This window comes from Streptomyces genisteinicus, from assembly GCF_014489615.1.
GTDB lineage: Bacteria > Actinomycetota > Actinomycetes > Streptomycetales > Streptomycetaceae > Streptomyces > Streptomyces genisteinicus.
In genome coordinates this window covers 3940979-3954941 of the sequence record NZ_CP060825.1, presented here as the reverse complement: position 1 = coordinate 3954941, position 13963 = coordinate 3940979, and the positions used below count along the sequence as shown (strand labels likewise).

Below are 13963 nucleotides of genomic sequence, written 5' to 3'. Positions count from 1 at the left end.
GGCGCCCGGAGAGCTCCGTGTAGGCGGGTCGGCTCAATGGAAGCGATGGGTCGTTGAGAACTGAACAGCGCGATGAGGACTTGCCGCCTGTCCTTGGCACAACAAGGCGGCCGGCGCGGCACAGGGGCCGCGCGCTCAAGCCCCCGCAGCCTGTGCGCTGCGGCCGGTTGCCTCCGCTGCTCGTCTCGTACGAGCAGCGCTGAGGGGAGCCGGATGGTCCGGATCTTCAACGGAGGGGAGTGCCCTATGTGGGCGAGTGTGATCGCGGTGGCAGGGACCTTACTCGGGTCGGTCACCGCCTACCTGCTTCAGCAGCGCGGCAGCGAGCGGGCCGCGCTGCGGCGTGAGCGGCTCGCTGCCGTGACCGCGCTGACGTCGGCGCTGGCCGACCACCGCCGTGCGATGTGGGTCCGCGAGGACCTGCGCCTGTCCGGTGCGGACGCCGCCTCCTACGAGGCGGCCCGCGCCGAGAGTCATGCCACCCGGAGCGCGATCACCGCGCCCATGACCACTCTGGCTGTCCTCGCGCCCGATCTCCTCGACTCCGCGCAGGGCGCGGCTTCCGCCGTCTACGCCCTGCGTGGCGCGGCGAGCACGGAGACGCTCGCTGCCGCCCGCACGGCCGCGATCGTCGCGTGCGACCGCTTCGTCGCCCACGCGGCCAGCGCCGCCTGACTGACCCATCCATGCACGGCGCGCGGCCCCGGAGTTGCACCTCCGGGGCCGCTGTCGAGCCGTGAAACCTGCTAGGGAGACCACGACTCATGAAGCCCATCGTTGCACGTCAGAACCTTGTTACCGCCGCTGTCCCGGACGCCGGGCCGACGGCCGCTGAGCTGGACGCGATCGACCGCGAGATGCCGCTGATCCTTGCGGAGGTCGATCTGCTGGACGCGCAGATCACCACCCTGGACCGCGTCCCGAACGAGCTGGACACCCGGCGGCTGCGCCGGGCCCGTAACCGGGTGATGGCCGCCCGCCGCGACCTGACCAACCGCACCACCGGCACGATCGACGGTGCGGCGTGACGGCGGCCGGCGTTCACACGGCGGAGTCCGGTCTGGCCGGCGCGCACGCGGAGGTGAAGGCGGAGATCGCCCGGATCGACACGAAGGCCTCGCTGCTGCTGGCGTTCATCGGCGTGGTGCTGGCCGGTGCCGCGACCCTCGCCAAGGACGCCAAGCCCTCGATCCTGGCGATCGTGGTCGGGGCGGCCGGGGCGGGGGTGCTGCTGGTCGCGGTCGTGCTGCTGCTGCGGGCGGTGCGCCCGAACCTGAGCGGCCGTCCGGTGGCCGGGTTCCCGCTGTGGGCGACGCTCACCGGCGACCAGGTCCGCAACGTCCTCGCCGAGGACCGGCGAGGGCAGGACATCGCGAACCTGTCCCGCATCGCCGTCGCCAAGTTCCTCCGCTTGAAGCGCGCCGTCGACTGCATCTGCGTCGGCGGCGCCCTGCTCGTCCTCGCCGCGCTCATCACCGCCGGGGGTGCCCTGTGAAGCTCACACTGAAGCACGGACTCTCCGCGGGCGTGAAGACCAAGTTCCCCGCCGTCGCCATGACGGCCGTCTCCATGGTGCTCACCCTCGCCGTGGTCGTGATGTGGCTGGGCACGTCGATGCCGACGCTGGTCGCACTCGTCGTCGGCATCGGGATCGACGGCGGATGGCTCGCCACCCTCGCCTACGAACGCCGCCTCGCCGCACAGGGCGACCACTCCACCCCGGTCACCGCCGTGGGCTGGTTCTTCGGCCTCATCGCCACCGCCGTTCTCGTCGGGCACGCGCTCGGCGAGGAGTCGCCCGAAGCGTGGCTCGCCGTCGCCTGGCTCCCGCTCGCAGCGAAGGCCCTGTGGCTCGTCCACGGCCTGTGGGAGCGCACCGCGCTAACCCCGGGCGCGCTCGCCTCCATCCACGGCATCCAGCAGGAAGCGCGCGACGAAGCCGCGGTGGCACGGGCCCGGCTGCGGGCAGAAGCCACCACCGAGGAGACCCGCCTGACGGCCGTGACGGCCGCCGGGGCACGCGTCGCACGCGTCCAGGCCCGTACCGCCAAGAGCCTGTCCAAGGCATGGTCCACGCTCGAATCCACCCGGGCCGGTGAGGACACGTCCAGGGCGTTGACCTGCGTGACGAGCCGCGTCACACCCGACGTCACACCCACCTGGGAACTCCCCGTCTGGGGACCCGTCGAGCTGGTATCATCCCTCGCCCTGGAGCCCGGCCCGGCACTCACGGACGCCGAGCTGGACAGGCTCGTGGACGACATCCGGCACAGCGAGACCCCGTCCCTCTCCTACCGGGAGATGGCCGTCAGGTTCCGCGCGGCCGGGCACTCCGCCTCTGAAGTCCGTCTTCGGGCGGCGTGGAAGCGCGTCGCGTGATGGGCGCGCTGCCGGTGTTCCGGTGGCGGCTCGCCCCGGACGGCCTGGCGACCCGCCGCCAGCTGCGCGCGCTCGGACTCCGGCCCGGCGGGCAGGACGTCGCCGCGCAGTTGGAGCGGCCCCGCCGTCGCGGGCGAGGGCCGCTGGTCGCCTACCTCTACCGCATCGACCGGGCCAAGCCCGTCCGCCCGATGACACCCGCCCGCCGGGCCGCGCTCGCCAAGGCGCTTGCCGCCCGCCGGCAGTGCTCCGGCTGCGGGACGGATGCGGGTTACGTCATCCCCGCCGCGCTCGGCACCTGCGTGCCCTGCGCCTACCCCGAAGGAGAGCATCCTCATGGAGTCGCTGCCTGACATCCCGCGTGTGGTGCAGCTCCCCGACGGCACCCACGCCTACCTCCCCGCACACCAGGCACCGACCGTGCCGCCCGCAACGTTCGCCGGGCCGCAGGTCGTGCACCAGCACTTCCACCAGGCGCCGCCGGACCGCACCGTTCAGCGCCTCGCCCTCGGCACGGGCGTCGGAGCGGGCACGGTGGCGGCCGGGGTGTACTTCGGCCCGCTGCTCGTCGGCGTGCTCACCGCCATGGCCGCGAACCTCGCCCTGCTCGCGCTCCTGGCCGCCGTCTGCGCCTGGGGCGTCGTCACCGTCATGAAGTCGGTCGGCGGCGCGGACGGCAAGGCCGCCGCGAAGACCGTCCGCAAGGCCCGCGGCCGTCGCCGCTGACCCTGAAGGAGCCCTGCTCATGAGGTTCACGGCAGGTCAGCGGGTGCGGATCGTCGCGTGTGAGGACGACCCGCGAGCGGCCGGGCGTACCGGCCGGATTGTCGACGAGGTAGCGCCCGGCGTGCTGACCGGCGGCCGGTGGACCGTGCACGGGGTCGGTCTGCTGGTCGGCCCGGTGCTGTGCCACCCGCACGAGCTGCGGCCCGCCTGACGGTCGCCTGTCCCCACCCGGGCCTTCCTGGGCCGGGTGGGGGCGGGGTGCCGGACAGTCCGGTCCGCCCTGCGAGAGGACCCACATGAACGCCCGCTATCTCACCCGCGCCGCCGAAATCACCGGTGATCACGAGATCACCGTCGACGCCACGTTCACCAGGAACGGCCACCACACCGCCGAGTGCCGCGGCTGCGGCGACACGTACTCGATCTACCTCTACGACTCCAAGACCCGCGAGTGGGCGCAGCAGCACGCCGAGACCTGCCGGGCCATGCCCGCCACGGACGCCGTCTGATGCCCCGCTACGCGGACGAGCCGCGCCTGACGGCCGGGGAGACGGCCTCAGTCGCCTACTACGTCGCGCGGATGGCCAAGCGCGGTCTCGCCGGTGAGCACGTCTACCAGGGCGACCTGGAGCGCAAGGTCGAGCGCGTCATCGACCGCGCCCGCAAGCGCGAGGAGCGCGACGCGAAGAAGAACAGCGCTCGCAAGTAGCTGTGCCCCGGGGCGGTCGACAGCCGCCAAGCATCCCGGCCGCCCCGGGCCCCTGACCACCCTTCGAGCAGCAGGAGAAGACCAGCATGACGGAGAACGTCGTTCCCCTGTTCAAGAACCCCACCACCAGCACGGACGAGCCGCCGGCAGAAGCCGCGGCCCCGGTCGCGGTTCTGTCCGTCGTCGACGAGCCGCCCGTGGTGCGGCCGGTGCCGCTGTGGGTCCGCACCGGCCGCACCGCCCGCACGATCGCCACACACCCACGCACCCGCACGGCGGCCGGTGTCGTCGTCCGCCACGGGTCCTACGTCCTCGGCGGCACCCGGGTCGTGGCGAAGCGGGCGTGGGACGGCCGCACCGCCGCCCGGTACGAGCGGATGATCCGCGCTGCGGAAGCGGCCGGGAACTACGAGGCTGCCGCCGACTGGGAGCAGCGCGGGGCCGCGTTCCGCGCGGCCCGGCACAAGCGGCGCATGGACCTGATCACATCGCCGGAGCGGCTGGCGAAGAACGCCGCCTACGGCACCGGCGGCACCATCGGCGGGCTACTCGTCATCGGCATCGCACTGGCCATAGCGACCAAGGAACCGTCCGACGTGGTCACGCCGCTGATGGCGCTGGTCGACCTGATCCACTTCATGGTCACGTTCGTCACCGTCATGTGGGGACCGCTCGTCGCCGTCGGCCCGTGGGTCGCCCTGGCTGGGGTGTGGACCGTCGGCCGGCACCGCCAGGCCGCCCCCAACTGGGCCCTCCCCGCCACCGCGCGCAGCACGGATGGGGAGCCCATCACGCCGTCGATCGTGGTCAAGGCCCTGCGCGACCTCGGCATCGGCCCGCTGCGGAACGCCATCAAGGAGATGGGCGACGCCGGAGCGTCGATGCTCGGGCCGATCACGATCGCCGGGTGCGGCATCGAAGTCGACGTCACCCTGCCCTCGGGGGTGTCGACCAACGAGGTGCAGGGCAAGCGCCGCAAGCTCGCCGAGAACCTGTCCCGGCACGAACACGAGGTGTTCATCACCATCCCGGTCGCGGCGCGGACGGTGCGGCTGTGGGTGGCCGACTCCGGCGCGCTGGACGAGCCGATCGGCCCGTCCCCGCTCGTCACGGACGACACCATGACCGCGGACTACACCAAGGGCAAGGCTCCGTGGGGGCAGGACCTGCGCGGCGACGCCGCCGCCCTGTCCCTGTACCAGCGCCACCTCCTGATCACCGGCCTGTCCAACCAGGGCAAGACCGTCGCGCTCCGCTCGCTCGCCCTGTGGCTCGCCCTCGACAAGTCGGTCCAGTTCCTCCTGGGCGACCTCAAGGGCGTGGGCGACTGGAAGATGTTCGACGGCCTCGCGCAGGTACTCATTCAGGGCCCGACGGACGAGCACGTCGTGCAGGTCGTCGAGATGGTCGAAGGCGCGGTGGACGAGATGAACCGCCGCATCCAGGCCCCGCCCGGCACTACATTCCCGCCCCTGATCGTGCTCGTCGACGAAGCGCAGGTGGCGTTCATGTGCCCGGCGAAGGACGAGGAGAAGCGCCCCTACGGCGGGGCCAAGGCCAACTCCCGGTACTTCATGGCGGTCCGCAAGATTCACAACCAGGGCCGGGCCGTGAACGTCCTGATGTGGCAGGGCACGCAGGACCCCACGAACGAGAACCTGCCCAAGCTCGTGCGCGAGGGTGCCCACACCCGCGCCTCGCTCGCGCTGGGCACGGAGTCTCAGGCCCGGATGGCGCTGGGGGACAAGGCCGTCGACGGCGGCGCCGCCCCCAACCTGCTCCGCCCCGGCCTGGATCAGGGCACGCTCGTACTCGCGTCGTCCGGCATCACCATCCCGGCCGGCCAGTCGTCCATCACCGTGCGCACGCACTACATCAACGACGACGCCGCCGAGGTCATCACCGACCGGGCCAAGGCCCTGCGCGACGGCATCACCACCCTCACCGTGATCGAGCACGGTGAGGAGCGCGACGCGCTCGCCGACATCGCCACCGTCCTCGGCGACACGCCCCGTGTGCTCACGGCGGATGTCCTCAAGCGGCTGTCCGCGCTCAGTGAGGACGCCTACGGATCGTGGACGCCGGGCGACCTCAAGCGCGTCCTGGAGGACGCCGGGGCCGAGCCCTACAAGTCCGACGGCCGCATGGTCGTCGGCCGCGACCGCGTGCAGCGCGCCCTCACCAACCGCACCGAAGACGGTTCCGCTTCCGTCGAAGGATGACAGGGAGCGCACCCCGGAAACGTCAGGGAGGCAGGGAGAACTCCCTGAACCCCTCCCTGACCCGCCTCCCTGGCCCTGACCTGCGAAGACGATCTACCAGGGAGGCAGGGAGGCACCGCAGGTCAGCACCCCGAAACCCCCTCCACACGCACCACTCAAGGGGGTACCCGCGCCTCCCTGACCCATCGGGACCAGAGATTCCGCATACGCCGAGAGCGGCCCCCGTTCCGCCAAGTTCCGGGGCCGCTCTCGTCTACCAGCATCCACAGATCTGGAGACCTCCAGCATGACGCAACCGACCACGAACGACTACCTCCGAACGGCTCTCGCCCTCACGGACGCGGGCGTGCCCGTGCTGCCGCTGCGGGCCGGGAAGGTCCCGTTCGGCAACTGCCCCGACTGCCGGGACAACGCGTGCGGTGGGCGGCCGAACATGAAGACCGCAGGGGCCTGCGCGTGCCTGCGGCCGTGCCACGGCTGGGCCGCCGCCTCCACCGACCGGGCCGTCGTCGCCTCGCCCGGGTGGGCACCGCTGTGGCGCACCGCGGCTGCCGTTGCCTACCACCCGGGCGGGGCCGGGCTCACCGTCGTCGACCTCGACGACGCGGACGCCATCGGCTGGGCCCGTACCGCGCTTCCGCCGACCCGGACCGTGGTCACCACGCGAGGTGAGCACTGGATCTACCGGGGTCTCATGCGGTCCGCCAACGGGGTCCGGCCGGGCGTGGACATCAAGTCCACGATGGCCTACGCCCGCTACCTCGCCCCTGGCACCGGCACCATGACCGCCCTGCCCGACGTTGTGTGCGCTCTCGCCGACCGGGGCCCCGCGGTTCGGCCGGCGCAGTCCGCCGTCTGGCCGGACGTGCCGGTCGGTGGCGGGGAGTGCCGCCACCGCACCCCGGTCTTCCTGGAGCGCGGGATCGCCATGGCGGAGCAGCGCATCACCGAGGCCCACACCGCGATCCACGCGACCGTGTACCGGACGTTCCTCGCGGTGCTGTCCACCCACGGCCGGTGTGGCTGCCTGACCGAGACGCACGTCGCCCGGCTGTTCACCGCCGCGCAGGCACGGGGCGAGAGCCCGCGGCACTGCACCGACGCGTGGACCAACGCCCGCACCGCGCTGGGGATGTGAACTCGTGTCCGACGACGACAAGAACCCGGCGCGGCAGGTCATCACCGACTACGCGCAGACGCACTTCCGGTACTTCCGCACGGCCGACGGCACCGTCTACGCGCAGCGGAAGGGGCACCCGGTGGCGCGGCCCATCCGCTCGCAGGGCACGACGGGCAGCCACCGGCAGGAACTCATGGTCGGCCTCTTCCGCGACGGGCTCGGCGTGTTCAACGGGACCGCGCTCAAGGAAGCCCTCGACCTGATCGAAGCTCTGGCGCTCACCGAGGAGACTCAGCCCGTGCACATCCGCGTCGCGCCCGGCTTCGACGGCGCCACCTGGCTCGACCTCGGTCGCACCGACGGGCAGTCCGTGCGCATCCACCCCACCGGATGGGATGTCGCTGTGCCGGACCCGCGCGAGGTGTGCTGGCGCAGGACCCAGCTCACCGGGGAACTCCCGCTGCCGGTGAAGGACTCCAACGGCAAGGGCATCGACCTGCTCTTGCGGCTGTGCAACTTCGCCACCGCGGAGACCGAGTGTCTGGCGGTCGCGTGGCTCATCGGCTGCCTGGGCCCGTCCGTGCCCGTTCCTGCGCCGTTCCTCACCGGCCCACAGGGCGCGGGGAAGTCGACGGCCGGCCGGATGCTCGTGCGGATCATCGAGGGCATGAGCGGCGACCTGCGCCGCGCGCCGAAGGACGAGGAGAACCTGACCACGACCGTGGCCGCCGGATGGGTCACCGCCCTGGACAACCTCTCCCACATGACCCCGGACCTCTCCGACGCCATGTGCCGCATCGTCACCGGTGCCGAGGACGTCAAACGCGCCCTCTTCACCGACGGAGACGTCTTCCGCATCGGCTACCGCCGCCCCATGCTGCTCACCGGCATCGACGTCGGCGTCATCCGCCCCGACCTCGCCGAACGCCTGCTCCCCCTGCGCCTGGAGCGCCCGAAGGTGCGCCGGACCGAAGCGGAACTGTGGGCGGAGTACTCGGAGGTGCTGCCCGTCATCCTCGGCTCACTGCTGGACCTGACCGTCACCGTGAGGGCCGCCGACGCTGACATCCCGACCGACCTGCGGATGGCCGACTTCGCCCACCTGTGCGCGCAGCTCGACACCGCGACCGGCTTCAGCTGCCTCGCCGCCTACCGGGCCAGCCAGGACGAGCTGAACGACGACGTCATTGAAGGCGACCTGCTCGCGCAGACGGTGCTGAAGCACGCCGCCGGCATGACGCCCGGTGAAGAGGCGCGCATGTCGTCCTCGGAATGGCTGCACGCCCTCACCGGCCTCTACAGCGGCGAGGAATGCCGCCCCCTTCCCAAAGGCTGGCCCACGACCGGCAAAGTCCTCTCCGACCGGCTCAAGCGCCTCCAACCCACCCTCGCCGCCCGCAGCGTGGTCGTCGACTGGGGCCGCACCGGCGCCGCCCGCTACATCGCCATGACCCGCCCCGCAGCTCCGCCCGCACACCAGCAGGACCCGCTGCACTGACCGCGCCACCGTGGCGCGGCTTGGACAAGCAAGAAGAGCACCCGGCGCCACGCGGGGAGGTGCTCCTCTTGTAGTTCGGCGGCTCGCCGCCGCTGATGGTCGCGCCGCGAAGCGGCTCCCCACTGCTCTTCCGAAGCCGCACCGGCACCACTACAGAACCCCTCCCTCTTTTTCCTAAGTAGGAGAACCTGCGTCACCTGCGTCACCAGACGGCCCGAAACGGCCGGTGACCTGCCACAACGGCGGTGACGCAGAGCCCGAATCCTGCGTCATCCCGCGTCACCTGCGTCATGGGTGACGCACGCCCTGCGTCACCCATGACGCACCCGCATCCCGCTGCGTCACAAGAAAACCGCAGGCCAGACGCGCGCAGTGACGCAGATGACGCAATGACGCAGAAATCCCTACCTCGGACACATGCAGCAACAAGCGCCCCGCCCAACTCCCCGAAGTCATGACGACTGCCCAGGAGGCACCCGGATGAGCATCGCGACTGCCGCCCCCGTTGACCGGCTGCTGTACAGGCCCGAGGAGGCCGCCGAAGCGCTCGCCATCGGCCGCTCGACTGTCTACGAACTGATGGCCGAAGGCGCCCTGAAGTACATCAAGTTGGGCCGCACGCGCCGAATCAGGCGAGCGGACCTCGAAGCGTACGTGGCAAACCTCGCCCCCCTGTCCAACTGATCCCGTACAGCCACCGAGGCGCCCCGGGCATCCCGCCCGGGGCGCCTCCCGTATGGAGGAGCGCATGAGCCCCCGCAAGCCCAATATGGAATCGTCCATCTACCTCGGTAACGACGGCTGGTGGCACGGTCGCGTCACCATGGGCGTGAAGAGCGACGGCAGTCCCGATCGACGCCACCGCAGGGCCCGGACCGAGCCCGAGATCAAGCGGAAGGTCAAGGAACTGGAGCGCCTGCGCGAGCAGGGACGCGCGCCGGCCGCCGGGCGGAAGCCGACCGTGGCCGCGTGGATGACGACCTACCTCACCGACATCGCAAGCCTGAAGCTCAAGCCGCGCTCCCTGGACGACTACTGGTCGAAGACACGGAACGACATCGTCCCGGGCGTCGGCGCGCACCGCATCGACAAGTTGCAGCCCGAGCACCTGGAGCGGATGTACCGGTCCATGCTCGACGCCGGCCGCGCCCCCTCACACGTCGTGAAGGTGCACCGCATCCTGTCCCGCGCCCTGAAGATCGCCCACCGTCGCCGCATCATCGGCGAGAACGTCGCCACCCTCGTGGACCCGCCCAGCATCGACGAGACCGAGGCGAACCCCTTCACTAAGGAGGAGGCCAAGGCGTTCCTCGAAGCCGCCTCACGGCGACCGACCTTCATGCGCTGGATCGTCGGCGTCGGCATGGGGTTCCGGCAGGGCGAGACGCTCGGCCTGCGGTGGTCGTACGTCGACCTCGAAGCCGAGCTGTTCCGCCCCGAGTGGCAGCTACAACGGCTCACCTGGCGGCACGGCTGCGCCGACCCGCACGCCTGCGGGCGGCGCCTGCACCGCTTCGAGCCGTGCGCGTCCGACTGCGCCACGCACCGCGGCTACAAGCGCGGCTGCCCGAAGCCGTGCACCAAGGCGTGTGTGAAGCACGCGAGCGCCTGCCCGGACCGTAAGGAGGGCGGGCTGGTCTTCACCCGGCCGAAGACCAGGAAGAGCCGGAACGCGGTCCCGATCCCGCCCGTCTTCGTGCCCTTCCTCCACGACCACCAGGCCCGGCAGGAAGCCCTGCGGGCCGCCGCCGGAGAGCTGTGGGAGGAGCACGACGTGGTGTTCTCCCGACCAGACGGGCGCCCGCTCGACCCTCGGGCCGACTACGAGGAGTTCAAGGAGCTGCTCAAGGAAGCCGGGATCGACGACCGCCGACTGTACGACGGGAGCCGCCACACCGCCGGCACGATCCTGAACGAGCTGGGCGTCGACATGCCCACGATCATGGAGATCCTGCGGCACACCCAGATCAGCCAGACCCGCCGGTACGTCAAGGGCCGGTCCCACCTGTCGAAGGACGCCATGAGGCGGATGGGCGAGTTCTTCGTGCCCCCGCCGTCACCCCCGGATCCGGGCCCGTCTGAGACCAGAACTGAGACCGCCGACACCCGCGCGGCCCGCGCACAGCGCCGCCGCCGGATCCGCTGAACTAAGAAGCCCAGCTCAGACTGTGTCTGAGCTGGGCTTCCAGGTGAGCCGCCTTCGGGATTCGAACCCGAGACCTACGCATTACGAGTGCGTTGCTCTGGCCAACTGAGCTAAGGCGGCATGCTGCGGTTCGAGAGACCCGTCCCCGCGGGAGACACGCTCTCATCAGCAGCGGCGCCAAGTCTACAGGGTTCTTCGGGGTGCCCCGAACCAGGTCCGCCGGGGCCCCCGGGCGGGGGTCAGCAGCGCTTGCCGTCCTTGGGGGCGGTGCCCTCCAGGAGGTAGGTGTTGATCGCCGTGTCGATGCAGTCGCTGCCCCGGCCGTACGCGGTGTGGCCGTCGCCGTCGTAGGTCAGCAGCCGCCCCGACTCCAGCTGGCCGGCGAGTGCCTCGGCCCACTTGTACGGCGTCGCCGGGTCGCGGGTGGTGCCGACGACGACGATCGGCGCGGCGCCCTCCGCCTCGATGCGGTGCGGCTTGCCGGTGGCCTCCTCCGGCCAGTAGCCGCAGTTCAGGGAGGCGTACGCGAAGCCCTCGCCGAAGACCGGGGACGCCTTCTCGAACTCGGGGACGGCCGCCCGGACCTCCTCGGCCGAGCCGAAGGCGGCGGGGAGGTCGAGGCAGTTCACCGCGGCGTTGGCGAACATCAGGTTGGCGTAGGAGCCGTCCGCCCCGCGCTCGTAGTAGCTGTCGGCCATGGCCAGCAGCGGCGCGCCGTCGCCCTTCTGCGCCGCCGCGAGGGCGGAGCGCAGCTGTGGCCAGGCGCCCTCGTCGTACATGGCCGCGATCACGCCGGTGGTGGCCAGCGACTCGCCGAGGGCCCGGCTCTCGCCGGTCGGCACGGGCTCGGCGTCGACCTCGGCGAAGAACGCCTTGAGGCGCTTGCCGGCGTCCTCGGCGGAGGTGCGGCCCAGCGGGCAGTCCGCCTGTTCCACGCAGTCCGCGGCGAAGGACTGGAACGCGGTCTCGAAGCCGGCGGTCTGGTCCCTGCTCATGGTGCGGGCGGGCAGCGACGGGTCCATCGCCCCGTCGAGGACGAGGCGGCCGGTGCGGTCGGGGAAGAGCTCCGCGTAGGTCGCGCCGAGGAAGGTGCCGTACGAGGCTCCGACGTAGTTCAGCTTCTCGTCGCCGAGCACCGCGCGCAGGATGTCCATGTCGCGGGCCGCCTCGACGGTGGACACGTGCGGCAGCACCTGCCCCGACCGCTTCTCGCAGCCGGCCGCGAAGCCCTTGAACGCGGTCGTCAGCTTCTTGGTCTCCGCGCTGTCGTCGGGGGTCTGGTCGACCTGGGTGAACCGGTCCATCTCCGGGCCGGACAGGCACTCGACGGGCTCGCTGCGGGCGACGCCGCGCGGGTCGACCGCCACCATGTCGTACCGGGCGCGCACCGGCGCCGGGTATCCGATGCCCGCGTAGGCCTGGAGGTAGCCGACGGCGGATCCGCCGGGGCCTCCCGGATTGACCAGCAGGGAGCCGAGGCGCTCGCCGGGGCCCGTCGCCTTCTTGCGGGCGACGGCGAGATCGATCCGCTCGCCGTCGGCGTCCGCGTAGTCCAGCGGGGCCTTCATGGTGGCGCACTCGAAGCCGGGGACACCGCACTCGCGCCACTTCAGCGTCTGGGCGTAGTACGGCTCCAGGTCCGCGGACGGGGCCGCCCCGCCCTCTCCCGAGGAACCGGACTGTGCGGAGCCGGCCGTCGCGCCGCCGCTGCAACCGGAGACGAAGAGACCGGCCGTGGCCAGCGGAAGGGCGAAGATGCGGAACAGGCGCCTGGTGTCCATCCATCGGAGCGTAATCGCAGCGGGCGGCCGCTGCCCGTCCTTGCCCGTACGGGTGATCCGGTCAAACGCCCAGGTGGAGTCACCCCCGGGGGCGGTTCCGTCCCCGGGCCGGATGCAGGGCGCTCAGCCCGTGCGCAGGGAGACCGCCATCGCCTCGACCGCCAGCAGCGGGGCGACGGTGGTGGTGTCGAGCGCCGTCCGGCACGCGGTGATCGCCTCGATGCGGCGCAGGGTCGCCTCCGGGGCGGACGAGCGGGCCACCCGGTCGAGCGCGTCGCGTATGTCGCCGTTGGCGAGCGGCACCCCGGAGCCGAACTGGAGCGCGAGGACGTCGCGGTAGAAGCCGGCCAGGTCGGAGAGCGCCAGGTCGAGGCTGTCCCGCTGGACACGGGTCCGGCGGCGCTTCTGGGTGTCCTCCAGTTCCTTCATCGCGCCGGCCGTGCCGCGGGGCATCCGTCCGCCGGCCACCGCGCCGAGCGCCGCCTTGAGGTCCTCGGTCTCCTTGCCGTCGATCTCCTCGGCCATCTGGGCGGCGTCGTCGCTCGCCGCGTCGACCAGGTCCTGGGCGGCGCGCAGGCACTGCCCGATGTCGTCCACGCGCAGCGGCATCCCCAGCACGGCCTTGCGGCGGGCCCGGGCGCGCTCGTCGGTGGCGAGCCGGCGGGCCCGGTCGATGTGGCCCTGGGTCGCCCGTGCGGCGACCGCCGCGGCCTCGGGCTCGACGCCGTCCCGGCGCACCAGGAGGTCCGCCACCGCGGCCACCGGCGGGGTGCGCAGGGTCAGCAGCCGGCAGCGCGAGCGGATGGTGGGCAGGGTGTCCTCGACGGACGGCGCGCAGAGCAGCCACACCGTCCGGGGGGCGGGTTCCTCGACGGCCTTGAGGACCGCGTTGGCGGAGCGCTCGTTCAGCCGCTCGGCGTCCTCGACGAGGATGATCTGCCAGCGGCCGTTGGCCGGTGCGGTGAAGGACTTGCGCACGGTGTCGCGCATGCTGCCGACGAGGATCTGCGAGCCGACGGCCGTGATCGAGCTGACGTCGGCATGGGTGCCGACCAGGGCCGTGTGGCAGCCGTCGCAGAATCCGCAGCCGGGTGCGGCGCCGAGGGCACGGTCGGGGCTGACGCATTGCAGCGCGGCGGCGAAGGCACGTGCTGCCGTGACCCGCCCGGAGCCGGGCGGACCGGTGAACAGCCATGCGTGGGTCATCGTCGAACCGTCCGGCGGGGTGCCCCCCTCCGCGTGGGAGGTGACCAGCGCGTCGGCGTCCCGGGCGGCGGTGGTCAGCTCTGCCACGACCCGGTCCTGACCGACCATGTCGTCCCAAACGGCCATGTGCCGTCACCGCCTTTCGTGCTGCGGTCTCCCATTGTGGGCCAGGGCAC

The 13963-nt window shown here is 71.9% G+C and carries 16 protein-coding genes and 1 tRNA gene; 14 read left to right on the top strand and 3 right to left on the bottom strand.

Features of this window, described 5'->3' with window-relative positions:
- The first annotated feature begins 246 nt into the window (after window positions 1-246).
- From IAG43_RS17155 to IAG43_RS17090, 14 genes are all read left to right on the top strand, one after another.
- A complete protein-coding gene (locus IAG43_RS17155; RefSeq protein WP_187744506.1) occupies window positions 247-675 on the top strand; it encodes a protein kilB in 429 nt (142 codons plus the stop codon).
- A gap of 89 nt (window positions 676-764) precedes the next feature.
- Window positions 765-1028: a DUF6284 family protein gene (locus tag IAG43_RS17150; protein WP_187741600.1), complete on the top strand. Its 264-nt coding sequence runs from the start codon at window positions 765-767 to the stop codon at window positions 1026-1028.
- Complete coding sequence (locus IAG43_RS17145) at window positions 1025-1495, top strand: Pycsar system effector family protein (RefSeq protein ID WP_187741599.1); 471 nt, start codon at window positions 1025-1027, stop codon at window positions 1493-1495. The genes IAG43_RS17150 and IAG43_RS17145 overlap by 4 nt, the downstream gene beginning before the upstream one ends.
- A gap of 59 nt (window positions 1496-1554) precedes the next feature.
- The gene (locus IAG43_RS17140) at window positions 1555-2379 is read left to right on the top strand and encodes a protein spdB (RefSeq protein ID WP_187744504.1); all 825 of its coding nucleotides are present in this window, start codon (window positions 1555-1557) and stop codon (window positions 2377-2379) included.
- Window positions 2379-2732 carry an RRQRL motif-containing zinc-binding protein gene (locus tag IAG43_RS17135; RefSeq protein ID WP_187744505.1) on the top strand — a complete coding sequence of 118 codons (354 nt, stop codon included), beginning with the start codon at window positions 2379-2381 and terminating at the stop codon, window positions 2730-2732. Before IAG43_RS17140 ends, IAG43_RS17135 begins: the two co-directional genes overlap by 1 nt.
- Window positions 2716-3105, top strand: coding sequence for a DUF6251 family protein (locus IAG43_RS17130; protein ID WP_187741598.1), 390 nt, complete (start codon window positions 2716-2718; stop codon window positions 3103-3105). Before IAG43_RS17135 ends, IAG43_RS17130 begins: the two co-directional genes overlap by 17 nt.
- A 19-nt stretch (window positions 3106-3124) precedes the next feature.
- A complete protein-coding gene (locus IAG43_RS17125; RefSeq protein WP_187741597.1) occupies window positions 3125-3316 on the top strand; it encodes a hypothetical protein in 192 nt (63 codons plus the stop codon).
- A gap of 85 nt (window positions 3317-3401) precedes the next feature.
- Entirely contained in the window at window positions 3402-3614 is a 213-nt protein-coding gene (locus IAG43_RS17120) for a hypothetical protein (protein ID WP_187741596.1), read from the top strand.
- Window positions 3614-3814, top strand: a complete 201-nt coding sequence (locus IAG43_RS17115) for a DUF6257 family protein (RefSeq protein WP_187741595.1) — start codon at window positions 3614-3616, stop codon at window positions 3812-3814. The genes IAG43_RS17120 and IAG43_RS17115 overlap by 1 nt, the downstream gene beginning before the upstream one ends.
- Before the next feature lie 86 nt (window positions 3815-3900).
- Complete coding sequence (locus tag IAG43_RS17110; RefSeq protein WP_187741594.1) at window positions 3901-6036, top strand: FtsK/SpoIIIE domain-containing protein; 2136 nt, start codon at window positions 3901-3903, stop codon at window positions 6034-6036.
- A gap of 286 nt (window positions 6037-6322) precedes the next feature.
- Window positions 6323-7174, top strand: a complete 852-nt coding sequence (locus tag IAG43_RS17105) for a bifunctional DNA primase/polymerase (protein WP_187741593.1) — start codon at window positions 6323-6325, stop codon at window positions 7172-7174.
- 4 nt (window positions 7175-7178) lie between these two features.
- Window positions 7179-8654, top strand: a complete 1476-nt coding sequence (locus IAG43_RS17100) for an ATP-binding protein (protein ID WP_187741592.1) — start codon at window positions 7179-7181, stop codon at window positions 8652-8654.
- Between the two features lie 480 nt (window positions 8655-9134).
- Window positions 9135-9338, top strand: a complete 204-nt coding sequence (locus IAG43_RS17095) for a helix-turn-helix domain-containing protein (RefSeq protein WP_187741591.1) — start codon at window positions 9135-9137, stop codon at window positions 9336-9338.
- A gap of 64 nt (window positions 9339-9402) precedes the next feature.
- Window positions 9403-10800 (top strand): tyrosine-type recombinase/integrase, encoded by a 1398-nt coding sequence (locus tag IAG43_RS17090; RefSeq protein ID WP_187741590.1) that lies wholly within the window; start codon window positions 9403-9405, stop codon window positions 10798-10800.
- Window positions 10801-10846: 46 nt separating this feature from the next.
- Here the strand turns inward: IAG43_RS17090 and IAG43_RS17085 are convergent.
- The 3 genes from IAG43_RS17085 to IAG43_RS17075 form a co-directional block, all read right to left on the bottom strand.
- Window positions 10847-10920: transfer RNA gene (locus IAG43_RS17085), tRNA-Thr, on the bottom strand.
- A 119-nt stretch (window positions 10921-11039) separates the two neighbouring features.
- Window positions 11040-12581: an alpha/beta hydrolase gene (locus IAG43_RS17080; RefSeq protein ID WP_187741589.1), complete on the bottom strand. Its 1542-nt coding sequence runs from the start codon at window positions 12579-12581 to the stop codon at window positions 11040-11042.
- A gap of 123 nt (window positions 12582-12704) precedes the next feature.
- Window positions 12705-13913, bottom strand: coding sequence for a DNA polymerase III subunit delta' (locus IAG43_RS17075; protein WP_187741588.1), 1209 nt, complete (start codon window positions 13911-13913; stop codon window positions 12705-12707).
- Window positions 13914-13963: the final 50 nt, after the last annotated feature.

What these genes read in the sequence shown, in the direction of transcription:
- IAG43_RS17125 (WP_187741597.1), top strand. Translation starts at nt 3,125, where the DNA reads ATGAGGTTCACGGCAGGTCAGCGGGTGCGGATCGTCGCGTGTGAGGAC.
- IAG43_RS17140 (WP_187744504.1), top strand. Translation starts at nt 1,555, where the DNA reads ATGACGGCCGTCTCCATGGTGCTCACCCTCGCCGTGGTCGTGATGTGG.
- IAG43_RS17095 (WP_187741591.1), top strand. Translation starts at nt 9,135, where the DNA reads ATGAGCATCGCGACTGCCGCCCCCGTTGACCGGCTGCTGTACAGGCCC.
- IAG43_RS17080 (WP_187741589.1), bottom strand. Translation starts at nt 12,581, where the DNA reads ATGGACACCAGGCGCCTGTTCCGCATCTTCGCCCTTCCGCTGGCCACG.
- IAG43_RS17075 (WP_187741588.1), bottom strand. Translation starts at nt 13,913, where the DNA reads ATGGCCGTTTGGGACGACATGGTCGGTCAGGACCGGGTCGTGGCAGAG.
- IAG43_RS17120 (WP_187741596.1), top strand. Translation starts at nt 3,402, where the DNA reads ATGAACGCCCGCTATCTCACCCGCGCCGCCGAAATCACCGGTGATCAC.
- IAG43_RS17115 (WP_187741595.1), top strand. Translation starts at nt 3,614, where the DNA reads ATGCCCCGCTACGCGGACGAGCCGCGCCTGACGGCCGGGGAGACGGCC.
- IAG43_RS17155 (WP_187744506.1), top strand. Translation starts at nt 247, where the DNA reads ATGTGGGCGAGTGTGATCGCGGTGGCAGGGACCTTACTCGGGTCGGTC.
- IAG43_RS17105 (WP_187741593.1), top strand. Translation starts at nt 6,323, where the DNA reads ATGACGCAACCGACCACGAACGACTACCTCCGAACGGCTCTCGCCCTC.
- IAG43_RS17135 (WP_187744505.1), top strand. Translation starts at nt 2,379, where the DNA reads ATGGGCGCGCTGCCGGTGTTCCGGTGGCGGCTCGCCCCGGACGGCCTG.
- IAG43_RS17150 (WP_187741600.1), top strand. Translation starts at nt 765, where the DNA reads ATGAAGCCCATCGTTGCACGTCAGAACCTTGTTACCGCCGCTGTCCCG.
- IAG43_RS17130 (WP_187741598.1), top strand. Translation starts at nt 2,716, where the DNA reads ATGGAGTCGCTGCCTGACATCCCGCGTGTGGTGCAGCTCCCCGACGGC.
- IAG43_RS17110 (WP_187741594.1), top strand. Translation starts at nt 3,901, where the DNA reads ATGACGGAGAACGTCGTTCCCCTGTTCAAGAACCCCACCACCAGCACG.
- IAG43_RS17090 (WP_187741590.1), top strand. Translation starts at nt 9,403, where the DNA reads ATGAGCCCCCGCAAGCCCAATATGGAATCGTCCATCTACCTCGGTAAC.